Origin of the sequence: Schaalia sp. lx-100, assembly GCF_021083625.1 — a bacterium.
Lineage (GTDB): Bacteria > Actinomycetota > Actinomycetes > Actinomycetales > Actinomycetaceae > Pauljensenia.
This window is the reverse complement of the sequence record NZ_JAJNRP010000007.1, coordinates 41,418-65,893: the sequence shown is the minus strand read 5'-3', so window position 1 is coordinate 65,893 and position 24,476 is coordinate 41,418. Positions and strand designations below refer to the sequence as shown.

Sequence of the window (24,476 nt, the reverse complement as noted above, 5' to 3'; positions counted from 1 at the left end):
TGCGATTGACCGTTACTTAGCTGTTGAAATACGGTACTGGACCTGTGATAGCTCTTAGTCGCGTTTCTTGCGGTTACGACGTTGAGCTTTTTTGCGTTCTTGACGACGACGTTCAATTTCTTCAGGGGTAATTTCCTTAGCCCCAACTTGTGCACGTCGTGAAGAAGATTCTGACTGTGACTGATTTTCGCTCTGACGACGACGCTGTTCCCGTGTGAGCCGCTTATTTTGTTCACGCATTTCTTTTTGTGCGCGGCGTTCAACAGATCGGGCAGTGGCTCGGTGAATAGCACGCATCCATAGTTCGTCAGGTAGCGTGTCCCATTCTTGTACAGAAAGTGTGCGATACACCGTGAGAATTTCACCTTCGCTCATTTCTTCGGGGAAATGAGAGGCAATCTTTTGACGGCGCGCCCGTGTCTTGACTTCATTGAGTGCACGAATTGTCAGGGCTTCTTGCGCTTCACTGTCACTGGCTGCAAGAGTTGCGCGCTCTGCATCGAGTTCCGCAAAGTAGGGACGTGCCCATGTTTGGTAGGCATTTTGACGTTTATGAACAATGGAAATATAAGCTGGTGATCCTGGGGTAGGCATCATATTGACCACCCAGAATGCCTGTCCTAATGCCCATGCTGCAGAAGTGACCATGTAGACCAGCAGACCCATTTGGAAGAAGAAACCTGTAAATATAAACATTATCGGCATCATGTACAGCATGACTTTTTGCGAACGAACCATTGGGTTATTCGGATCAGTCTGTGCAGGCATGTTGCGAGTCATGGTTAGTCGCAGGGAAAACCATTGCATAAATACCATCGCCACAATCATGAAGGCGAAAGTCACTAAACCAACTGTGGAAATACCATCGGTGATACGCAGTGACAGTTGAACACCGAAAACAGTTGAACCGTCAATTTCGTGGGCTACTTGTTGAGTGATTGGCCCCAGGTGGTCAGCTGGTTCTCCCCTGTAAGTGTATGTGCCGCCTGCAATGTCTTTAATAGCAAAGATTGCGCGATACATTGCAAAAAGAATCGGCATTTGCACCAACATCGGCAGGCAGGAAGCCAGAGGGTTTGCACCGTGTTTCTTATAGAGTGCCTGCTGTTCTTCAGCCATTTTTTGACGTGACTGAGTATCAGTTTTCCCTTTGTATTTTTCTTGTAGCTTCTTGAGTTCAGGCTGCATTAACTGCATACTGCGTGAACTTTTTATTTGTTTGAAGTACAAAGGTAAAACTAGTGCTCGCACAAAGATTGTCAGCAAGACAATTGACAAAACCCATGCTAATCCTGAGCCTTGTCCCATTCCCAAAAGAGCCAGAAGGTCATGGATTTTTATCCATACCCAAGCAATTGCTACAGCAAAGGGATGAAGAATCATTTCCCACATATGTGGTACTCCTTCAGGATCAGTGGATGCGTGAAGCACCCGTTATCAGTCCGGCATGTTCCGGTGAGGTCATTGGTATGGGTTGATCGTATTCGGCTGTCAGCATGTGAAGTCCCATGGGCTGAGGTGGCTCAATATCAAGATTTCCCGGCCAGTCATGTGGAGGAATCCAAGGATCAGGTTTCCATCTGCCATGATCGGGTACATGATCTACACCTCCTAAACTCCAGGGATTGCACCGAAGTAAGCGCCACACTGCTAAAAGGATGCCCTTAATTGGTCCATGAACATGCAATGCTTTGACGGCATATGCAGAACATGTCGGTGCATATCGGCATCTCGGTGGAATAGCCGGAGATATGAAACGCTGATATGCCACGATCGGTAAAGACATAAGGCGCCCTATGAACGATGTACCTTTCATAGATTTTTCGCCTTATTTTGCCACTTTGATAATGCTCGTATGAGTGCATTATCAAGGCCTTGACCTAGTTCATCATAACTTTTTTGTTGAGCAGAAGCACTAATGCGCACAACAAGATGCGTTCCTTGAGGAAGGGTATCCATCCGCTCAGCCATGAGGTGTCTGAATTGACGTTTTACTCGATTTCTTGCTGTTGCGCGTGGAATATCTTTTTTAGCCACGACGAAACCGACGAGGGGCGATAAAGGCTCCTCGTCGGTTCGACAATGCACGACAACCACAGTGTTTCCCGCCCGTGACCCTGTGCGGATCACTGAACGAAAATCCGCTGGATCTACCATGCGGTGCGCACGTGGCAACACCTCAGCGTAATCTCAGGCGGAGAGGGTCTTGCGGCCCTTGCGACGACGTGCAGCCAAAATGGCGCGGCCGGCGCGTGTGCTCATGCGCAAACGAAATCCGTGTGTCTTGGAACGACGACGGTTATTGGGCTGGTAAGTCCGCTTCGTTGTCACTGTTCTCTCTCCAAAGGCGGGAATGAAGCGGCTGCTCCATTCATCGGTTCTGATAAGTCCCCACCGGAAATTTTTTCCGCAGAGGACACTTGCTCACCCAGCGTACCGGGCACATACAAGAAACCACACTACGTGTGACTTCGTTCTGAGTCAACGGAACATATGTGCGTGCCGAAAATTTATTTTTTCGAAAAGTTATACACACCTGTGGATAGACCTGTGGAGCTAGTTGTTCATCCTGTGAAATATCCACAAGCTATCCACATCCCTGTGAATAATGACCTTTCCGCAGAACTCTGTGGAAACGGCTGTGTAATTACAATTATGTATTTTAGTGATTTTTTATCCACAACTTCATCCACACCCTGTTGATAGAGCGTGACAGGTTAAAGTTGTCTTTAGCAAAAAGATCCTCATACGTGCCTACGCAGTGTCGGAACTCACGTTAAAAACAGTCAAGGAGAATGCTCGTGTCCACGGATCGGCTTTCCGCAGCCTGGGATGAAGTTATCGCCAGCAGCGACTCATTACGCCCTGCTTCACGCGCATTCCTTCGATCAGCTAAACCTATTGGTGATATTGAAGGAACTATTCTCATTGCTGTGCCCAGTGATACAGCGAAAAAAAGAATTGAAGCAGAATCTGCTGCAATCACTGCCGCATTAACAGATATCCTTCACGACACTATTCGCCTTGCAATCACTGTTGATCCAACTGTGACACCGCAAGTAAAAGACGATTTCCCTGAAGAAAACACAAATACGAATGGAGATCCTGAGCCAGCCCTTCCTGCTCAAGAATATGATGACCACATAAATGGTGAGTATGAATCAAACCCACAGCCGATTGTTTTGGGAAATGACTCGCCTATGCATTTAAATCCCAAGTACACATTCGACACATTTGTGCGCGGAGCATCAAATCGTTTCGCCTATGCTGCCGCTTTAGCTGTGTCGGAAAGCCCTGGTACCGCTTATAACCCTGTTTTTATTTACGGTGATTCCGGACTGGGTAAGACACACTTGCTTCACGCAATCGGACACTATGTTGTTTCACTTTATCCGCACCTTTGTGTGCAATATGTGAATTCTGAAGAATTTACCAATGATTTCATCAATTCGATTCGTGAGGACCGCGCCGAGGAATTCCAACATCGGTATCGTGATGTAGACGTTCTTTTGATTGATGATATTCAATTTATTCAAGGAAAAGAACAAACTCAGGAAGAGTTTTTTCACACTTTCAACGCGCTATATAACGCGAATAAACAGGTTGTTTTAACTTCAGATCTGCCGCCAAAAGAACTTTCCGGTATCGAAGATCGCTTACGTTCACGTTTTGCCGCAGGATTGCTTGTTGATGTTCAGCCACCAGACCTTGAAACTCGTATTGCCATCCTTCAAAAGAAGGCTGCAGCTGACAACCTCGTTGTTGATCCTGAAGTGCTCAGTTATATTGCTTCACGTATTTCGACAAATATCCGTGAACTTGAAGGTGCTCTTGTTCGAATTATTGCTTTTGCTAATTTGTCCCAACAGGAACGAATTGACTTACCTTTAGCTGAAATGCAACTCAAAGATTTCATATCAGATCCGCATGACACAGAAATCACGGCTGCAATGATTATGGGGCAAACTGCCCATTACTTTAATGTCACCATTGAACAACTATGTTCACAAGAACGCTCACGTACAGTTGTTGAAGCACGTCAGATCGCCATGTATCTGTGCCGTGAACTTACTGATCTTTCTTTGCCGAAAATCGGGTCAACATTTGGGGGACGTGACCACACCACAGTTATGCATGCAAATAAAAAAATATCCTCGCAAATGGCGGAAAAACGCGAAACATTCAACCACGTTACTGAACTCACCACACGTATCAAACAACATTCACGCGAGATATAGATTGCATATCTGTGCGCATACTCATTCATTGGTTGAGTAAATAGATATTGGTTCACGTAGAGATTCCATTATATCTTCTATTAAAATGATGATATATAAATTTATATCTGATAAATCAATGAAAATACACTTATCCACACTATCTGTGAATAGGTCGTGGAAAAAGTAATTTCATGGTGGATAAAAGCAGATACTCTGTGGATTACTTAAAGAGGCCGATATGTTATCAACAGCTAGAGCCGTTGTATGCACAGCATCATCCCCACAATATCCACGAAAAAAATCATTGAAATAACAAGATAAAACCCAGATATCCACATCATCCACATACCCTATGACGATGATGAACTTAATAAATACAAAAAATGATGTGGAAAACCTGCAACAGTAGAACAAACCTATCCGCGTTTTATTTCTTGATGTTTCAATTCGTGACTGTATGCGCAATACGTAACAATATCCACATACGGAATAACAGAATTGAAGATATACACACGTCACTGGCAGTTTTGTTCATTTCACTGTTACATTTTGTGTATCCAATTATGCTGTCTTACAGGTAAAGTAAGGTGGAAAGTGTTATTTCAACGGAAGGGTTCGCAATGAAGTTCACAGTTGCGCGCGATGTCTTGGCTGAAGCTGTTTCGTGGACTGCTCGTGCCCTCCCTGTTCGTCCTGCGACACCAATTCTGGCCGGTGTACGTATTAGTGCACGTGATGAAGAACTTGTACTGTCGTCTTTTGACTATGAAGTTTCAGCAAATTCACGTATTCCAGCATCCGTTGAAGAACCCGGTGAAGTTCTCGTATCTGGACGTTTGTTAGCTGACATTTCTAAATCATTTCCAAATCGTCCAGTTACCGTTGAACTGGACGGGCAAAAGGTAGATCTGACCTGTGGTTCATCACATTTTTCTTTAGCAGTCATGCCATTAGATGAATACCCTCAACTGCCATCCCAACCCGAAATAACTGGAACAATTGATGCTCATGCTCTTGCTCAGGCTGTTCAGCAAGTAAGTGTGGCAGCTTCACGCGACGATACTTTGCCACTGCTGACTGCTGTTCGCATGGAAGTAAGCGGTGATCGCATGACATTACTTGCAACAGATCGATACCGCCTGGCAATGCGTGAAATTATGTGGGAACCAGCAGATTCATCTGTCGAGGATGCTGCATTAGTTAAAGCACGTATTCTGCATGATGTTGCAAAGTCAATGACAGCAGGATCTTCTGTTGATATTGGTTTGTCGAAAGAAACACAACCGGGTGCAGCTTCACTTATAGGTTTTACCGCAGGTGGCCGTCGTACAACCTCAACACTCATGGAAGGTGATTACCCACCTGTTCGTCGTCTTTTCCCCGAATCAACAACTATTCAAGCAATTGTTGATCGGCAAGTTCTTCTGGAAGCTGTTAAGCGTGTCTCACTTGTTGCAGAAAGAAAAACGAGTGTTCGCTTATCCTTCTCTCAAGGGCAACTAAGCTTAGAAGCAGGTCAAGGCAACAACGCCCAAGCTTCAGAAACATTACAGGCACATGTTCACGGCGAGGACATTACAACAGCTTTCAACCCACAATTCTTAATTGATGGTTTGTCTGTGATGGACACACAGTATGTGCGTTTTGGTTTTACTCACCCGACTAAGCCTGCTGTTTTGACAGGCCAAAAAGAAGTAGCTGAAGGTGAAGTCACACACTTTAAGTACCTCATTATGCCAATTCGTTTTGGCGCGTAAGTGACAGTGGAGTTTTTGTGCGAATCTCGCACGTAGCAGTAGACGATTTTCGTTCATATCGTCATGCGGTAGTTGAATTTCCGCAGGGGACAACTGTACTCCTTGGCCCTAATGGTCAAGGAAAGACCAATTTGGTAGAAGCAATTGCTTACCTGTCCACATTCACAAGCCACCGTATTTCAGCGGAAAATGCTCTTGTCCGTGTGCCACATGACCCAAGCGAACAAATACCTGCTGGAGCTGTCATTCGGGTAAAAGCAGTATATGAAAATAACAGGAATAATATTATTGAGCTTGAAATAGTTCGAGGAAAAGCAAATCGCGCCAGACTTGATCGAAATAATGCGCGACCACGTGACATTCTTGCAATGGTACGAACAGTTGTTTTTGCGCCGGAAGACTTACAGCTTGTTCGGGGAGATCCTTCTGTTCGTCGCACATTTATGGATGATCTTGCTATACAATTACAACCATTAATTTCCCAAATAAAGGTAGATTTTGATAAGGTTGCGCGTCAACGTGCTGCACTTATGAAAAGTGCGCAGGCGGCTCTGCGACGCGGAAAAACACCAGATTTATCAACTATTGATGTATGGGATGAACGTTTTGCTGAGCTTTCCGCTCGTCTTACGGCAGCACGAGCACGAGCCATACGTTTATTGGCATCTCCTGCGGCAAGTGCGCATGACCATATTGCCCAATCGGGACGGGCATTCACAATGGCATACGATGCTTCTGTTGATCGTGCATTAAAAACATATCATCAGGTAGATCATGCTTTCTCCTCTGAAAAATCAAAGGGCATACCAGAAACCTCATCCAATGCGAACTTTGCGATTTTAAATACTGATTCGATTGTTTCTCATGATTTAGAGGATGTATCAGTTCAAACCGAACGCATGAAATATGCACTGACACTCATGCGCGATCATGAAGTGGAAAGGGGAGTGAACCTCGTTGGTGCGCATCGTGATGATGTGATTTTTTCATTGGGACATATGCCGGTGAAAGGATATGCAAGTCATGGAGAATCATGGTCTGTGGCATTAGGACTTCGCCTCGGTGCCTTTGAGGTGCTTTCAGCAGATGGTGAGCGGCCTATCCTTATTTTGGATGATGTTTTTGCTGAACTTGATGCGATTCGTCGAGATGCTTTAGCTGATTTTGTTCAAGAAGCAGAACAAGTGTTGATTACTGCTGCGGTAGCAGATGATGTGCCCAAAGCTTTAGATGCACATGTACTACATGTACATTTCGATGCGGATGATGGAACTGTGGTGACTTCATGAGTAGCGCAAAGTCACGGTATATGCACACGCAGCAGTGGGAAGAATCAGCTCTTTTTGCTCGTCATGCTTTTCGTCGTGCGCAAGAATTAGCTGAAGAACAAGGCCATATTCGTGCGCATTTGCCTCGGCGACATCGCTTCGCTTTACGGCTTGGCATGAGTGAAGAATATGCTATTGAAAGTGATGACATATCGGCTGCGGATGTGTTGCATCATGATGCTGATAATGTGGGTGATAGCGTCCATGATGAATTGAATCGTGCAGCTTACCATGCAGATACAGAGGGTGATCTTGTGTCATTAGGTCGCCGGTATCGCAGTGGACGTAGTGTATGGAAACGGCAACCGGGTATGGCTGCTACTCGTGTGTTGTATAGGTCGCCGCGGTCTATGAAGACTGTGGTGGATCGGTTGATTGCAGATAGTGGCTGGCAAACACAGACAAAAATGGGAACAATTATGGCTAAGTGGCCGCAGATTGTTGGAAAAACGGTTGCTGAGCATTGCAATGTGGAAACTTTTGAGGATAAAAAGCTTATTGTGCGCTGTACGTCAACTGCATGGACTAAACAGTTACAGTTATTATTGCCTACCATTGAACGGCGAATTGCGGAAGAAATAGGCGCTGGAGTGGTAAAGCAAGTAGTGGTGCGTGGCCCGGCTGCACCATCATGGAAAAAAGGTTTATGGTCGGTTCCTGGTAGGGGACCTCGTGACACATATAACTGAAATTAAAATGTTAATGGTGTGGCACTCATCATAATTGAATTTATGCAGGTCACATCGGTTTTATTGATGGAATCTTTGGTGCGCTATTACCCCTGCAAGTGCGTAACTTGGTAAACTTAGACGGTATGTTCATAGCCGAGGAATGATTATTCCTTAGGGAGGACCTGCACATATACGCAGGTCAATGAGGGGAGCCATTAGGTGGCTGAAACAACGACACGTGACACGCAAAGTTATGGCGCGTCAGATATTACCGTTCTTGAGGGTCTGGAAGCCGTCCGCAAACGGCCCGGTATGTACATTGGTTCTACGGGTGAACGCGGATTACACCACTTAGTTTATGAAGTGGTGGATAACTCGGTTGATGAAGCCTTAGCAGGTTACGCCGATCATATTGATGTAACGATCTTGGCTGATGGCGGTGTTCGTGTTGCTGATAATGGACGCGGTATTCCTGTAGATATTCACCCAACAGAACACAAGCCAACCGTTGAAGTTGTTATGACAATTCTTCATGCTGGCGGCAAATTTGGTGGCGGCGGATACGCTGTTTCTGGCGGCTTACATGGTGTAGGCATTTCTGTTGTCAATGCTTTATCCACACGTGTCGATACGGAAGTTCGCCGGCAAGGTCATGTATGGCGAATGTCTTTCGCTAATGGTGGTACCCCCATCACTCCTCTTGAAAAAGGTGAAGAAACAGAAGAAACAGGAACAGTTCAAACCTTTTACCCTGATGCCGCAATCTTTGAAACCGTGGAATTCAGCTTTGAAACATTGCGCACACGATTCCAGCAAATGGCTTTCCTCAATAAAGGTTTACGCATATCACTGACAGATGAACGGCCATGGGCCGCAGTCGAAGGTGACGAAATTACAGGTAATACACCTGAAGATTCTGACAGTGCACCTGCGCACCGTCATGTGTCCTATATGTATGAACACGGTTTACGTGACTACGTGGAATATCTGGACTCAACAAAGAAAACAGAAGTAATTAACGCTGAAATCATTGATTTTGAATGTGAAAATGACGAAGGCACTATGTCACTTGAAATCGCAATGCAATGGACAAGTGCATATTCGTCGTCCGTTCATACATACGCAAATACAATTAACACCACTGAAGGTGGTATGCATGAAGAAGGCTTCCGTACAGCGTTAACCTCAGTGATTAACCGTTATGCCCGCGACAAAGGATTGTTGAAAGATAAAGACGACAATTTAACAGGTGAAGATGTACGTGAAGGCTTGACCGCTGTGATCTCTGTGAAACTTACAGAACCACAATTTGAAGGTCAAACAAAAACTAAGCTCGGGAACACTGAAGCACGTACTTTTGTACAAAAAACAGTGAACCAACTGCTGACAGACTGGTTAGATGCACACCCAGCTGACGCAAAAGCAATTGTAGCAAAAGGTCAGCAAGCTCAAATGGCCCGTGTTGCCGCTCGTAAAGCACGCGAAGCAACACGACGTAAAGGCGTCCTTGAATCAGCATCAATGCCCGGAAAATTACGTGACTGCTCCTCACGTAAAGCTGAAGATTGCGAAATCTTCATTGTTGAGGGTGACTCGGCTGGCGGTTCCGCTGTTGGTGGCCGTGATCCTGAACATCAGGCGATCTTGCCTATCCGAGGAAAAATCCTCAATGTTGAAAAAGCCCGTTTAGATAAAGCCTTATCTTCAGATACCATCCGATCTCTCATCACAGCATTCGGCACCGGTATTGGTGAAGAATTCAATCTAGAAAAGCTTCGCTACGGAAAAATCGTCATCATGGCTGATGCTGACGTTGACGGTCAACACATTGCCACACTGCTTTTGACATTACTTTTCCGATACATGCGTCCCCTAGTTGAATATGGGCATGTTTTTATCGCAATGCCGCCGCTATACAGATTGAAATGGTCTAACGCGGAACATCAATTCGCTTACTCTGACAAAGAACGTGATGAACTTTTGACAGCAGGTTCTGAAAAAGGACACCGACTACCCAAAGAAGGCGGTATTCAACGCTACAAGGGTCTAGGCGAAATGAATGACCACGAATTATGGGAAACCACAATGGATCCTTCGCGTCGAATACTTAAACAAGTAACATTAGACGAAGCAGCAGATGCTGACGAAATATTCACAATCCTCATGGGTGACGACGTTGACCGACGCCGGTCATTCATCCAGCGCAACGCCACAGACGTGCGCTTCCTGGACATATAAACCCTCACCGAGGCCAACCACCATAAACCTCGGAAAGTGACAACAAAGGAACCACGTGAGCGACGAAAAAACCACAGGCACCGAAGAACACGTTGACTACGATCGTATTCAACAAGTTGACCTGCAAATGGAAATGCAGCGTTCGTACCTCGATTACGCAATGAGCGTGATTGTCGGACGAGCCTTACCTGATGTACGCGATGGTCTTAAACCTGTCCACCGTCGAATCCTGTACGCAATGTACGATGGCGGATACCGACCAACCTCATCTTTTTCAAAGTCTTCACGTATCGTTGGCGACGTCATGGGCACATACCACCCACACGGTGACGCAGCTATCTATGACGCCCTTGCTCGCCTCGTCCAATGGTGGTCGTTACGCGCCCCCCTTGTCGCAGGTCAAGGAAACTTTGGTACTCCCGGTAACCTTGGACCAGCTGCTCCGCGATACACCGAATGTAAAATGGCACCCCTAGCCATGGAAATGGTCCGTGACATTGACGAGGACACCGTCGATTTCCAAGACAACTACGATGGACGCGACCAAGAACCCACCATTCTACCGGCACGTTTCCCTAACCTTCTCGTTAACGGCTCAGAAGGTATTGCTGTTGGTATGGCCACACGAATACCACCGCACAACCTACGTGAAGTAGCTAAAGGCGTGCAATGGTACTTGGAAAACCCTGAAGCCACACGCGAAGAACTCCTCGAAGCCCTCCTGAAAATAATTCCCGGCCCAGATTTCCCCACGGGAGCAACAATTATGGGCAGAAAAGGAATTGAAGATGCCTACCGCACAGGGCGCGGTTCCATTACACAGCGTGCAGTCGTCAATGTTGAAGAAATACAGGGCCGCCAATGCCTCGTCGTCACAGAACTGCCCTACCAGGTAAACCCAGACAATTTAGCTGACAAGATTGCGCAGCTTGTCCGAGACGGACAAATCCAAGGTATCGCTGACATTCGTGACGAAACCTCAGGGCGAACCGGTCAGCGACTTGTCATTATTTTGAAACGTGACGCAATTGCGAAAGTCGTGCTCAATAACCTATACAAACGCACTTCTTTGCAAGAAAACTTCTCGGCCAACATGCTGGCCTTAGTTGACGGTGTCCCACGTACACTTTCTATTGATGGATTTGTGCGACACTGGGTCAAACACCAACTCAGTGTCATTGTGCGGCGCACACAGTACCGTTTAAGCAAAGCCAAAGAACGTCTGCATATTCTCGAAGGCTACCTCAAAGCGCTTGACGCATTAGATGAAGTAATCGCACTTATCCGTCGCAGTCCCACAGTTGACGAAGCCCGCACAGGTTTACAAACACTGTTGGATATCGACGAAATACAAGCAGACGCGATTCTGGCTTTGCAATTACGTCGCCTCGCAGCTTTGGAACGTCAAAAAATCCTAGACGAACACACTCAGTTACGTGAACGTGTTATTGATTTGCAAGACATCCTTGATCGCCCAGAACGTCAACGCTCCATCGTCTCCGAAGAACTCGGTGAAATCGTTGACAAATACGGCGACGAACGACGTACCACCATCGTTCCTTTCGACGGTGAAATGTCAATGGAAGACCTCATCCCATGTGATGACGTTGTTGTCACCATCACTCGTGACGGTTTCGCTAAACGCACACGCACTGACAACTATCGTTCACAAAAGCGCGGCGGAAAAGGTGTGCGCGGAACTCAACTACGCGGCGATGATGTAGTTGAACACTTCTTTGTCACCACCACACATCACTGGCTACTGTTCTTCACAAACCTTGGCCGTGTCTACCGCGCCAAAGCCTACGAAATCCCTGAAGGTGGTCGTGATGCTAAAGGACAGCACGTCGCCAACCTTCTCGCATTCCAACCGGAAGAACATATCGCGCAAGTCCTCGCAATCCAAGACTACGACCAAGCGGAATACCTCGTATTAGCAACAAAATCTGGTCTGGTGAAAAAGACCCGGCTAGAGGACTATCGCAGCGCTCGCACAGGCGGCATTATTGCCATTAACTTACGCGAGGACGAACAAGGCCAACCAGATGAACTAGTATCAGCACAGATTGTGAATGCGACAGACGATCTGTTACTGGTATCTCGTGACGGCCAAGCTGCCCGTTTTTCTGCAACAGATGAACAACTACGACCTATGGGACGCTCCACATCCGGTGTGCGCGGAATGCGTTTCCGTGATGACGACGAATTACTTACCATGGAAGTACCGCGTGAAGGCGCTGACCTCCTGATCGTCACCGAATCAGGATACGCCAAGCGAACACCCGTTGAAGAATATCCAACGAAAGGCCGTGGAACCCTAGGTGTGCGCGTCGGTAAGTTGGTCGAAGAACGTGGGGGACTAGTTGGCGCGCTTATCGTGAACCCTGATGAGGATGTCATGGTGATTACCGAATCCGGCAAACTCGTCCAAGTCAATGCATCCGATGTACGCCCAACATCACGCAACACAATGGGTGTTATTTTTGCTCGACCTGATGCGGATGACAGAATTATCGCTATCACGCCCAACCCTGAACGCGATATTGATGACACAATGGGGGACAATACCGAAACTGTTAACGAACCTGAGGACACGCAGGACCAAAACCCTGTAACGTCTAAGCAGGACGAAACACAGGAAGGCTGAGCCATGACTACGCACAATGACAATTACAGTGCCGCTGCACTTGATGCTCCCAGACGTGTCGAGCTGACACTTGCACGTGTTGATCCTTGGTCTGTGCTGAAAATCAGCTTCCTGCTGAGTGTGGCATTAGGGATTGCGGGAGTTTTCACTTCGATCATCCTGTGGTTTGTCGTTGACAGTATGCATGTATTCGCAGAAATTGAAAATTTCCTGACAAGTATGGGTGCAGAAAGTTTCAAAGCTCTGCTGGATTACGTGCGCCTACCTAAAGTCATGTCATATGCCACAATCATTTCAGTTATTAATGTGGTGCTCCTTACATCAATCGCAACTTTAGGTGCCTTGCTATACAACGTTATTGCTTCACTTGTTGGCGGTGTGCGGGTTTCATTAATGGACGAATAAATACCATTACAGCGGATTTACTTCGCAGGGTGCCCGAGTTCACTTTCTTCGGTTTTGCTCTGAGGGGTAAGGGCATGTAACATTATCTGGCGCCCTTCAAAGGGTGCAGATCTGACCTTTCGAGGTTAGGGGCCTATAGCTCAGTAGGTTAGAGCGCAGTCCTGATAAGACTGAGGTCGGTGGTTCGAGCCCACCTAGGCCCACTCTCCATAAAGGAGCACAGATCGGAGGTTCCGATGAGGAAATGGATCACAACCTTAACGGTGGTCAGTGGCGTTCTTGTTGCTGGTCTTGTGATCCGTCAAATCATGCAGGATCTTTCAGATAATGCTAATTTATGGAAGTCCGTTACGGACGAACCTGCTCTGCCTTAACAGGTAAGAAAAGGGGCTATGGCGCAATTGGTAGCGCACCTGCTTTGCAAGCAGGGGGTTACGGGTTCGAGTCCCGTTAGCTCCACTCCAGGGGGAAGTGTGAACTCTCGCTTTCGAGCGTAGGTTCGCACTTCCTATTTTATTTTCACTTCAATGCTTCTTTGAGATCTTTAAACTCGATGGGCCGGGCGTGGAACTACGCGCTCATGATAATGCCCCTTACGCATTCCTCCGGTGAATTTCATGAAACCAGAAACTAGGGCACCGATTTTCTTAGGCGATTTTTCTTGCAGGGCTTACAGCCTGCTGTGACCGCAGCACAAGTGGCAAGAAAACGAAAACACAAGCACAGCCCACACAAGCGCCCGCACACACATCAGTTAGCCAATGAACAGCCAAATACAGGCGAGTCATCGCAATACAAGTAACAGCACCACATGTGAGTATCCACAAGACGATACAAGAAAAACGGCGCGATACCATGCCTGTCACGCTCAAAACACATGCAAGAGAAACAAAAAATGCACTCGCCGCAGCAGTATGCCCGGAAGGAAAAGAAAAAGAATGTTCAACAGCTAAACGCAAAACCTCCGGTGGGCGCGGCCGTTCATGAAAGAGTTTTATAAGTGTCATCACCAATGCAGATACGCCGACGCAGAAAACAATAAAAAGCGGATACTGCCATTTCTTTGTTACAGCATAAAAAATTCCACTCATAAAAAGCGTAAGAATGATTGCGCGTAACGGATCAAAAAACCACGTCAAACCCAAAATAAAAGGTGATAAGAGCTCATGACGCATACTCACAAAAATCTGCATAACAGCAGTATCAACACCAGTTGTAGGATTCACAATATACCCACACACGAAAACCACGCCAATAAGCAAAGCGCCGATCACAGGGAAGAAAAATCTTGTGTCACGCAACATGAGATAAGCCTAACGGGACCGCGCCTAATACAAAATAGAAACTATTTACTCATTTCTGTTGAGCAATAACCCTAATACCAGCCTCATGTACGGAAAAACCACGAAGGGCCAGCATCACGCTGACCCTTCGCGGCATCCCATCAACACAGTGCAAGTTTTCCCGATCCATCACCTTTCCAGCCCAAAAGCTTCAAAGAATGTCCCCTATGGAACATCTCGGCTCCGCTTGATACCACATAAGTTACGCGCCCAACCTGAGCAAACCCCCTGAATAAACCTGAGATTTTCCTGAGAGTTTTATCAGATAGCTTTCACATACAGGAAAGAAACCTCGCAACGCTCAAAAACGACCGTTCAATCAGTCCCCCAACGCTCAAGGACTCCTCCAGTAACCACAGCCTACGGGCCTACACGCACCTCATCAACGAATAAGCCCCCACCTGCGCAAACGACGCATTTCATTCAGATACGCACGCCCAGGTTGACGCGGCAGGCCACGAAAAGTCCACTCCAAAATCACATCAGAAGAAAAAGAACCCGGCGAACACGCACCACACGAAGCAACACGCTGAGGACTACGATACAAAAACTTCTGCATCCCACACCGAGGACACGTTCCCACCCACGAAGGCTCAGGAGCAGGCAAATAAGCAGGTAAGCTCGCTTTCGGTGGCGCTCCAATCCGACGAGCAACATCACGCCACACCTGATCGTGCCCATGATGCGCCCCCACTAAAGCATGAGCAACCTCATGTAACACCACCTCACGGACCGTGGCAGGCTCATACAACAAGGTCAAAACACGCGACAAGGTAATTTTTTTCCGCTGATGATGACACGCCCCAGCCCTGCGCCTAGCACGATCAAAAGAAAAATCCCACTCACTTAACCCATGCGCATCCATAACAGAACGCGCCAACCTGCGAGCTGCATCAAGATCCATGCAGGTCACATACCCTCATGCGCGCGAGTAAGAATATGAATAATACGTTTCGCAGACACTTTAACAGCAGTCCCCAGCTGCTGAGCAAATAACGACACCCGAAGCTCCTGAATCATCCAATACGCCTCAACAAGACCAGCATGACGAACAGGGTCATACGGGCGCTGACGAGCAGCACTTTGATACTGGGTCAGCTCCGCCTCCAAATCATGTAACACAGACATATCGCGCAGATCCCGCGCCAAAACATTCGCAGAAGCACTCACACGTCGCAGCCGCACAGCACACCCACGTACATATCGAGCAATATGAGGTAACTGTGTGATCGGAGTCGAAACCACAAAACCTTTCCCCAAAAGACCATTAACCACAGTATCAGTATCCCGAATGACATCACCAAGAGAAGCAGAAAGACATGAAGCTCGCACATCAAGGTATTCACTGTGAGCCTCCATAGCACGCGCCACGTCACCAAGAATCTGATACACCCGATCTTCATGCAGATCACGAGCGCGACGAACAAGCAGTTCAAAAGACTCAGCCTCACGAACGCAAGACGGACCGCGCTCACCACACAGCTCATCAACCAAAGACACAGCGCTCGCCAACTGCGCTTCAGCCACCAAAAGCGCAGTATCACCATAAGAAGTAGCCGCCAACATCAAAGCCTCACGCCCGCTCCAACGGGTCGTCACACGTTTCGTTGCCAAAGCAAGACGCGCAAGAAGCAATCGCGCAAGACCCTCCCGATGACAACGATCAGCAACAGATCGTGAAGCCATCAGACGCACCCCTGCGCACGGTTCCATTGCAGTTCCTTGAGCAACTAACGCCGGAAAAGCACGCAGCGACATCCCCTGATGCTCATGGTCAATGACATCTGGCACAACAGCCTCAGGAAAATCAGTAAGACCATCTTGAGTAACAATAATTTGTAAATCCGCCGGCATACTCCCAGACACAGCTTCGCCGGTACTATCTGAAATGCGTGTAGCGGCAGAACTTTCTGAAAGCGGAAAAGAAGTATGACTTACAGGCGTTGACGTCGCGTGAATATGTGAGTCCTGCGAATCCTTGTGAGCACGTGAATCATGCGCGCGCACACGACGAGCCGCATCATACAAAGCATCAGAAACTGCTGTGCGTACAGCCACACGAACAGCCTCATGAGATTTTTGTTCTAACGATTTTTGTAGGTACACAAGATCTTTTCCTGAATCCAATTCACGTCCAGACCGATCAATCACCACAAAAGTCATACGCAGATACTGAGGCAGGCGCTCAGACATGTGAGCAAGATCAGCACTATCTAAAGCCACCCCTCGAAGAACTCGCGCAGCCCGAACAAAAACTTCGCTAAAAGGTGGATAATCGCATGGCTGAATAGCTTTCGCATGGTCAATATCTGACGATGAAAAATCCCGTGATGACACATGTGATTCAGCAGGTAATTGTGAATCCTTTACAGAAGAAACAGGTGAATCTGTAGCCGTATGTTTTTTAGGAGCAGGTGAAACTGGCGGCGAGGTGACTGACCGTTGTGAGGCCCGCGTGTGACCCGTGCGCTGACCCCACGCGGCAAGGCGATCCATTGCCGCAGATAAAGACGAAGGATCTTTACTAGGCGAAAGGGGAGACGCTAAAGGATGAGCGTGGGCACTATGTGTGTGCGCGGTAACAGTGGGGCGGTCAAGGGAATGAGTGCCTGAAATGTTTTGACCAGAAAACTGGGAAAGTGAGTCTGTTTGTGTGCCAGGCCCCCCATGAACATACTCGCGCATCCACTGTGCGAAGGTGGCCCCCACATCCGGGGCAGGAGTCAATAAACGACGTTTTGCTTTCGGCAAAGCCCGAATAGATTCAATGACCAGTTCAGTGAATAATCCCGATACCAACCAGTCAGTTCCTTGTTCACGTACACGCGGCAAGACCTCAACAGGAATCACCATAGTGACACCGTCACGCTGAGAACCTGGTGAAAATTCGTAACGCAGCGGCAAATCCATATCATCGCAAATCCAATGATCGGGAAAAACACCAGAATCAGTATTTACATTCCGCGGTAACAATACAGAACGCGGATAAATAAGCAGATCAGGATTATGACGGCGAACCTTTTTCCACCACGAAGAAAAATGAGCGGCACTGATAATACGCTCAGGAATCAGATCATCAAAAAAAGCAACTAAAGCATCTTCATCTGCTACAAGCCCATGAGTACGCGAACGTTTCTCTACCTCCCGAGCCTCACTTATGAGCTGAGAATTCCGTGTCAAAAAGTTGTGACGTTCCCGCCACTGGCCACGCACTAACCCATGACGAATAAGTAAAGAACGTGCCACCTGACGCGCAGTTAAACAAACCTCCTCAGCATCTGCTGTACAAACCGGATTCACTGTGGGAACGGCTGTGGTCGAACCATCACAATCAGGCAATACTGTCTTTTGTTCACCTGCAGAAACGACATCACCTGTCACCGAACGGTAGGAAGATACCCCATCATTCACCTGATTTTGTAAGGCAGAGGTCGCATCAGCAAGAAAATCCGCACCATGAATATGCACAGGGAAAGACGGGTCAGCCTGCGCAAAGACAGCGAGAATTTCCTGTCGGCGAATGGCCTCATCTGCCTGAGAGTGAGTATTTTGCGCGTTGGATGCCGCTACTAAACCACGTGCCTGCGCATGAAGAGATCCAAGACGAGGCAGCGAAAAACTACGAGAAGCCGTATCAACACCTAAAGGCATATCACCTAAACGACCCAGCAAAACAGGGCGATCAGCGGCCAAAGGAACACCGTACAATAAGACTTTTTCCGTAACCAGAGCAGCCCCTCGTGCAGATGACCAGTACGGTTCACCGTACATACGTTTCAGAAGCGGCCCGGCCGCAGATTCAATCCATTCAGGCTGAATACGAGCCACCGTGCGAGCAAAAAGACGTGAAGTTTCCACAAGCTCAGCGGTCATCACCCATTCAGGATGCGAATGTGCAAGACCAGAACCCGGCCACAAAGAAAAACGAGTACCACGTGCCCCCGCATACTCACGTTTTGCAGGATCCCAAGCTCCGATATTCGACAAAAGGCCCACCAGTAAAGACCGGTGAATCTGGTCGGCATCAACACTATGAGCAGAAGCAGTGAATGCGACACTTGCACGAGCAGCCGCATCCACAATCCCACGTTCCTCAGCTTCCTGACGCACCTGAGCAAGAGAAGGCAAAGCCAGACGTTCCGCACCAATACCTAAAGGACGAGCCATCTGACGAAGCTGCGTTACCACATCACGCCACTCACGGAAACGCAGATAGTGCAAAAACTCTGAACGACACATACGACGGAAAGCAGAACCAGATAATTCACGTTGCTGCACATGCAGATAACGCCACAAATTCAAATAAGTGATGAAATCTGAGTCAGGATCCACAAAACGCGCATGTGCAGTATCAGCCGCTTGCTGATGATCCAAAGGCCGCTCACGAACATCCTGAATAGAAAGAGCAGCAACAATGACAAGAACATCAGATGAACACCCGTTTGCTTCAGCTTCAAGCAACATACGACCTAAACGAGGATCAACAGGCAGGCGCGATAAATCCCGACCAATAGGTGTTAAACGATGTGTCCCAGACGTATCAGAATCATCAACAGCAAGAGCACCAATTTCAACAAGCAAATGAATACCATCACGTACAGCACGAGCATCAGGCGCATCAAGGAAAGGAAAATCTGCAACAGAACCCAAACCTAAAGCCGTCATATGCAAAATGACGCTTGCAAGCGAAGTACGAAGGATTTCTGGCTCTGTGTAGGCTGGACGCGACTCGTAATCATGCTGTGAATACAGGCGGATAGCTACACCATCAGCGACACGCCCACAACGCCCAGCCCGTTGATTTGCACTAGCTTGGGAAACAGGTTCAATGGGAAGTCGTTGCACTTTGGTTCGGTGCGAATAACGTGAAATACGCGCTAACCCAGGGTCAATAACGTAACGAATATCAGGGACAGTGAGCGACGTTTCTGCGACATTCGTTGATAAAACAATTCGACGAATCTGATGAGCTTCAAAAACCCGATGCTGTTCCGCCGCACTTAACCGGGCAAATAACGGAATAATTTCAATATCTGATGGATGAAAAGTAGCAGCACCTGAACCGACATCATCAGAAGATTTCACCCGCACACCCAAATGCTCTTTTAAGGCCTGCTCCACATCGCGTATATCGCGTTCACCCGGCAAAAATACCAGAATATCGCCCGGCCCTTCAGCGCATAATTCGTCAACGGCATGACAGATCGCCTGTTCAATATCAATATCCTCACCCAACCCATAACCTAAAGTCGGTAAATCATCGTCAGGGTCCTCAAGGACAAGCTGATCGACATGCGGCCCCTGCTTAGGTGAAACACTCACAGAATCATCACCGATGGAAGATGAGGAACTTGACCACGACGAAGGAGCATCCACACTGAGAGGGCGGTAACGAATTTCCACAGGGAAAGTACGGCCCGACACGGAAATAATAGGTGCAGCCTGTCGCAGAACACCCGTAGTGCGAGGCCCTTCCCACACGCCAAAATGCGCGGCAAAGCGTTCAGAATCAATCGTTGCAGAAGTAATGATTACTTTTAAGTCTGGCCGTACAGGTAGTAAGCGCGCAATGTACCCCAAAATAAAGTCGATATTCAACGAACGCTCATGCGCCTCATCAATAATGAGAGTGTCGTAACGACGCAACAGAGGATCTGACTGTATTTCTGCGAGCAAAATACCGTCCGTCATCAGTTTCACGAGGGTAGTCGGACCCACCTCATCGGTGAAACGTACCTGATAGCCGACAACCTGGCCCGGAAGCGAACCAACAGACTGTCCCAGTTCCTCAGCGATCCGGTCAGCAACAGAGCGAGCAGCGATACGGCGAGGCTGCGTATGCCCGATCATTCCTGTAATACCCCTGCCAAGACTTAAACAAATCTTCGGCAACTGAGTGGTTTTACCTGAACCCGTTTCACCGGCAACGATAACGACCTGATGGTCACGAATCGCCTGAGCGATCTCATCACGATGAGCGCACACAGGAAGATCAGGGAAAGAAATAACAGGTAAAGCAGCAACACGTGCAGCTAATTCCTGCGCAGTAAAAGGCTGAAAAGCAGGTGCAGTATCACGTTCAGATGCGTGCGAAAGAGCGTGAGGTAACTGCCGGCGACGTGAATTTTTAGATGAGCGCTGCTGACGTGAATTTTTACGGTGAGAAACAAAAGAACCAGCAGCATCGCCAGAGGTACGCTCAGATGATGAAGGCTGAGACGCGCCAGAGGAAACAGCTGATTTTTTCCCATGAGACTTACGCCGCCGCCCAGAAGAAGGGAAAGGTGAGGAAGAATTTTCAGCTGCACTAGACACTCGAATATTCTAGCGACCCGCCCACACAACACGCTCAAGGAATACGACGCACACCTACCGGTAATGACGAGCAGGCACATGCTGCTGCGCCCATGAAATCACACGCTCAACCAAAGTATCAGGGCAAGAATCTTGCGTGAAATGTGTGTCCTGCATGATGTGGACACGCGAACCATCAGCCATCAGAGGGAAAACATCATGCGTGATCTGCGTCAGACCAGTCTCAACATCCTCACCATCATGAATAATGAGAATAGGGTAATCAATTCTGCGGAACAACGAATCTTGATCCACCATTGATAAATCCACTAAAGTCTGTTTAGATATCGTGAAATTTTGCCGATTCCCAGGCAAATCATCCGGTATAGTCGTTACACCATGCTTATCTAACTCATCCAGCTGAACAGTAGAAAAAATAGACTCCCACTGATACGTTCGCGGACCTAAAACCGGCGAAAACAAAACCATTGTCGTAGCAGCAACAGGATGCGCTGACAACGCAACAAGAGCACCATAGGCATGACCATGAATGATTTGCCGAGAAAAACCTTGATCGCTTACCCAACCGGAAGCAGCACGTAAATCCTCCACCTGCAATTCACGAGTAATAATGTCATCATCAGAAGCGCCATGACCTGAATAATCAAAAATAAGCGTCGCATAACCAGCAGCACGATACGCCGCTGCCAGACGATCAAAATACTCCCCTGAATTTCTGTTCTCAAAAACAGAATGAGAAAAGACGACAGCAGCATCCTTCGTATCAACAGGATTGATAAAAGTACCACACAGAGTACTCCCACGAGGTGTCACAATCTGAACGTCACTCATTCTTCCAACCTATAGTCTGAAGGAGGCAAACAAAAGAGTATTTCATTAAACGCAACATTGTGACATCTTTCGCCGCTCTTTTTTCAAGGAATCCTTTAACAAAAGTCAGACAGCCGGTAGGCTGAGACAAAGAAGTACACGTCGCAGAGAGGAACATATGGGTACGAAGTTTGGAATCGTTCTCGGATTCGGTATCGGATACGTCCTCGGAACACGCGCTGGACGCGAAAAATACGAAAAAATACGCGCCGCAGCCTCCCGTTTACGTTCCGTTCCCATCGTCGCAGCACCTCTGGACAAAGCAGGGGAAGCGCTTTCCGATGTGGTGCGCGTCCAAGGTGAACGTATTACCGACAAAGTAGCCGACGCTGTGAAAGAACGCCTTTTCGCTGTACCACCCACACACTCATCTACGCAAGACGAGACACAAGAAAACACAGCGACAAAGCCACACACCTCATAATGACATCACCACAAAATCACACGCCTACACCTGCGCAGATTCGTCGCTGGCGACGCCACCTCGCAGAAGAACGCATGGAAGCGCGCACATACCGTGCGCTCGCTGAACGACGTGTTGGTGAAGAACGTGACGTCCTCCTTGCGCTCGCTGAAGCCGAACGACGCCACGAAGAACACTGGCTGCGTCTCCTCGGGGAACGCGCACTACCTGCACCACGCCCCTCATTACATGCTCGTATCGGGGCGGCACTTGCACGCGCATTCGGTACCATATTCATTCTCGCAATGGCGCAACGAGCTGAACAACGAAGCCGATATGACGTTGACATGGACGCGACCGCTCAAATGGCCGCCGATGAGCACATACACGGCGAAGTTGTGCGTGGACTCACTGCGCGTTCACGTCAAACCCTCGCAGGAACATTCAGGGCCGCTGTTTTTGGTGCAAATGATGGTCTTGTATCAAATCTTGCCCTTGTTCTTGGAGTAGCGGCCACTGGAATTGATACATTACTAATCCTGATGACAGGTGTGGCAGGCCTGCTAGCAGGGGCTTTATCAATGGCCGCCGGCGAATGGGTGAGTGTACAAAGCCAAAGGGAATTACTTGACGCTTCCATACCTGACCCTGAGGCGCACAAATCGGTGACACACCTCGATGTCGATGCGAATGAACTAGCCCTCGTTTTCCGTGCGCGCGGTGAAAGCCCAGAAGAAGCCGAAGCCCATGCTGCCGCTGTTTTTCGACAAGCAAACGCCCCAGCAACAACAGAATCCGGCGTAATCGCGGTCAGGGCTGCTTTAGGTGATGGCGGAGAGCGCACGCAAGGAGCAGCCGAGGAAATCGGGACACCGTGGCATGCCGCCGCATCCTCGTTTATTTTCTTTGCGACAGGCGCGCTCATCCCTTTGATCCCGTATATCTGTGGAGCATCAGGAACACTTGCCATCATCCTTTCAGCTGCAATCGTGGGCATCGCCCTCCTTTTCACAGGGGGAGTCGTTGGTGTGCTCTCAGGTCAAGCGCCGCTACCCAGAGCGTTACGACAACTGGTTATCGGTTACGCGGCCGCGCTGGTGACATACGTCCTCGGTGCGATTTTTGGTGTTCAAACCTCCTGATAAAAGGCACAGGAACGCCTGGCATACATGCATAATTTTTGTCTGAAGGAACCCCTATCCGACAGGCACACGCACATGTGCTCAGGTACGACGAAATGATGCCGCACAGGTAAAGAACTATGTGCGAAATTATGGATGTCTACACGGTTTTTCCCAGTAAAAATGCCACAATATGAGCTGTGTTCCATTCATCATTGAATGTCCTCAACGAAATGCTTCCGGATCTTTTCCGCGCCATCGACCTCCTTGGTGTGCTCCTTAACGGAATCCTTGGTGGTCACCTGGCGCGTACAAAACGTTTTGACGCCGTAGGTTTTGCGGTTCTAGCAATCATGTCAGCCTTAGCAGGGGGGATGCTGCGTGACGTTTTTCTGCAAGTCGGACCCCCGGTGGCGCTGACAGATCCGTTCTACTTGGGAACAGCCCTTATCGGCGCGGGTATTGCGATGCTGTGGAAACTGAACTCACGCGGCTGGCGTATCGCCCTCGTTATTGCTGATGGAACTGTTCTTGGATGCTGGGCCGCCACAGGAGCACTCAAAACAGTCAATGCAGGTTTTGGCTGGATGCCCGCGCTCCTTCTAGGCATCATGACAGCTATTGGCGGAGGCATGATTCGGGATATCTCTGCGGGCACAGTTCCTCAAGTTTTTGGCGGGAATAATCTGTACGCCACGCCCGCGCTGGTATCTTCCGCAGTAATGCTGCTGTTTTACCAGTATGAATTGGAAACACTCGGAATGCTTGTCGCAATTATCGTTGGCTCAGGTTTCACATGTGTTGCTCACTGGCGACGCTGGCAATTACCGCAACACACAGACTGGGAACTGACACCAGCGTATTTACGGCAGCTACGTGAGGAACGAAAAAATAACCTGTGAAATCAGAAAAACCCCTTTTCGCACAGGTCAAAATACGCAAGGAAACATCAAAGAACATGCGTTCCAGATAGGGTAGGAACCAGATTTTCATTGTGGTCTTTTCTGATAAACGAACAAATGAAATGTTAGTGTGGTCTGTCAATAGTAGGTGAGAGCCTGAATGATCCTCACCCGGCTATTGCCCACCGTTTACGAAAATAAGGCACACTGGCACGAAGTGGGCCTCAGAACCGCAGAGGACAAGCCCGTGAGCACG

19 protein-coding genes and 2 tRNA genes are annotated in these 24,476 nt (G+C 48.2%); 13 read left to right on the top strand and 8 right to left on the bottom strand.

Annotated elements, in window-relative coordinates; translation table 11 throughout:
• Positions 1-54 precede the first annotated feature (54 nt).
• From yidC to rpmH, 4 genes are read right to left on the bottom strand one after another with little or no spacing between them, the layout of a single operon-like run.
• Positions 55-1,431 (bottom strand): membrane protein insertase YidC, encoded by a 1,377-nt coding sequence (gene yidC / locus LRP54_RS06190; protein WP_331274807.1) that lies wholly within the window; start codon positions 1,429-1,431, stop codon positions 55-57.
• Complete coding sequence (gene yidD / locus LRP54_RS06185; RefSeq protein WP_231235394.1) at positions 1,412-1,816, bottom strand: membrane protein insertion efficiency factor YidD; 405 nt, start codon at positions 1,814-1,816, stop codon at positions 1,412-1,414. The genes yidC and yidD overlap by 20 nt, the downstream gene beginning before the upstream one ends.
• Positions 1,813-2,178, bottom strand: coding sequence for a ribonuclease P protein component (gene rnpA, locus LRP54_RS06180; protein WP_231205744.1), 366 nt, complete (start codon positions 2,176-2,178; stop codon positions 1,813-1,815). Before rnpA ends, yidD begins: the two co-directional genes overlap by 4 nt.
• Before the next feature lie 12 nt (positions 2,179-2,190).
• Positions 2,191-2,331 carry a 50S ribosomal protein L34 gene (gene rpmH, locus LRP54_RS06175; RefSeq protein WP_231205745.1) on the bottom strand — a complete coding sequence of 47 codons (141 nt, stop codon included), beginning with the start codon at positions 2,329-2,331 and terminating at the stop codon, positions 2,191-2,193.
• A gap of 470 nt (positions 2,332-2,801) precedes the next feature.
• Between rpmH and dnaA the strand changes: the two genes are divergently transcribed.
• From dnaA to LRP54_RS06125, 10 genes are all read left to right on the top strand, one after another.
• Complete coding sequence (gene dnaA, locus LRP54_RS06170) at positions 2,802-4,238, top strand: chromosomal replication initiator protein DnaA (RefSeq protein ID WP_231235393.1); 1,437 nt, start codon at positions 2,802-2,804, stop codon at positions 4,236-4,238.
• A 602-nt stretch (positions 4,239-4,840) separates the two neighbouring features.
• A complete protein-coding gene (gene dnaN, locus LRP54_RS06165; RefSeq protein ID WP_231235392.1) occupies positions 4,841-5,977 on the top strand; it encodes a DNA polymerase III subunit beta in 1,137 nt (378 codons plus the stop codon).
• 17 nt (positions 5,978-5,994) lie between these two features.
• Positions 5,995-7,266 (top strand): DNA replication/repair protein RecF, encoded by a 1,272-nt coding sequence (gene recF, locus LRP54_RS06160; RefSeq protein ID WP_231235391.1) that lies wholly within the window; start codon positions 5,995-5,997, stop codon positions 7,264-7,266.
• Positions 7,263-7,994, top strand: coding sequence for a DUF721 domain-containing protein (locus tag LRP54_RS06155; protein WP_231235390.1), 732 nt, complete (start codon positions 7,263-7,265; stop codon positions 7,992-7,994). Before recF ends, LRP54_RS06155 begins: the two co-directional genes overlap by 4 nt.
• A gap of 201 nt (positions 7,995-8,195) precedes the next feature.
• Entirely contained in the window at positions 8,196-10,214 is a 2,019-nt protein-coding gene (gyrB, locus tag LRP54_RS06150) for a DNA topoisomerase (ATP-hydrolyzing) subunit B (protein WP_231235389.1), read from the top strand.
• A gap of 55 nt (positions 10,215-10,269) precedes the next feature.
• Positions 10,270-12,861, top strand: coding sequence for a DNA gyrase subunit A (gene gyrA, locus LRP54_RS06145; protein WP_231235388.1), 2,592 nt, complete (start codon positions 10,270-10,272; stop codon positions 12,859-12,861).
• A gap of 3 nt (positions 12,862-12,864) precedes the next feature.
• Positions 12,865-13,266, top strand: coding sequence for a DUF3566 domain-containing protein (locus LRP54_RS06140; RefSeq protein WP_231205752.1), 402 nt, complete (start codon positions 12,865-12,867; stop codon positions 13,264-13,266).
• 129 nt (positions 13,267-13,395) lie between these two features.
• Positions 13,396-13,469 (top strand) — tRNA-Ile (locus tag LRP54_RS06135).
• 33 nt (positions 13,470-13,502) lie between these two features.
• Entirely contained in the window at positions 13,503-13,640 is a 138-nt protein-coding gene (locus LRP54_RS06130; protein ID WP_231205753.1) for a DLW-39 family protein, read from the top strand.
• A gap of 12 nt (positions 13,641-13,652) precedes the next feature.
• Positions 13,653-13,725: transfer RNA gene (locus LRP54_RS06125), tRNA-Ala, on the top strand.
• 188 nt (positions 13,726-13,913) lie between these two features.
• On the opposite strand, the gene LRP54_RS06120 is transcribed toward LRP54_RS06125, so the two are convergent.
• From LRP54_RS06120 to LRP54_RS06105, 4 genes are all read right to left on the bottom strand, one after another.
• Positions 13,914-14,570 carry a phosphatase PAP2 family protein gene (locus LRP54_RS06120; protein ID WP_231235387.1) on the bottom strand — a complete coding sequence of 219 codons (657 nt, stop codon included), beginning with the start codon at positions 14,568-14,570 and terminating at the stop codon, positions 13,914-13,916.
• Between the two features lie 421 nt (positions 14,571-14,991).
• The gene (locus LRP54_RS06115) at positions 14,992-15,513 is read right to left on the bottom strand and encodes a SprT-like domain-containing protein (protein ID WP_231235457.1); all 522 of its coding nucleotides are present in this window, start codon (positions 15,511-15,513) and stop codon (positions 14,992-14,994) included.
• A 5-nt stretch (positions 15,514-15,518) separates the two neighbouring features.
• Positions 15,519-20,924, bottom strand: a complete 5,406-nt coding sequence (locus LRP54_RS06110; protein ID WP_331274806.1) for a DUF3418 domain-containing protein — start codon at positions 20,922-20,924, stop codon at positions 15,519-15,521.
• Positions 20,925-20,978: 54 nt separating this feature from the next.
• The gene (locus LRP54_RS06105) at positions 20,979-21,755 is read right to left on the bottom strand and encodes an alpha/beta hydrolase (protein WP_231235386.1); all 777 of its coding nucleotides are present in this window, start codon (positions 21,753-21,755) and stop codon (positions 20,979-20,981) included.
• Positions 21,756-21,912: 157 nt separating this feature from the next.
• Here LRP54_RS06105 and LRP54_RS06100 point away from each other — a divergent pair, with 157 nt between their 5' ends.
• The 3 genes from LRP54_RS06100 (at position 21,913) to LRP54_RS06090 (ending at position 24,220) form a co-directional block, all read left to right on the top strand.
• Positions 21,913-22,218: a YtxH domain-containing protein gene (locus LRP54_RS06100; RefSeq protein ID WP_231235385.1), complete on the top strand. Its 306-nt coding sequence runs from the start codon at positions 21,913-21,915 to the stop codon at positions 22,216-22,218.
• A complete protein-coding gene (locus LRP54_RS06095) occupies positions 22,218-23,339 on the top strand; it encodes a VIT1/CCC1 transporter family protein (RefSeq protein WP_231205757.1) in 1,122 nt (373 codons plus the stop codon). Before LRP54_RS06100 ends, LRP54_RS06095 begins: the two co-directional genes overlap by 1 nt.
• Positions 23,340-23,551: 212 nt before the next feature.
• Positions 23,552-24,220, top strand: a complete 669-nt coding sequence (locus LRP54_RS06090; protein ID WP_231205803.1) for a trimeric intracellular cation channel family protein — start codon at positions 23,552-23,554, stop codon at positions 24,218-24,220.
• Positions 24,221-24,476 lie beyond the last annotated feature (256 nt).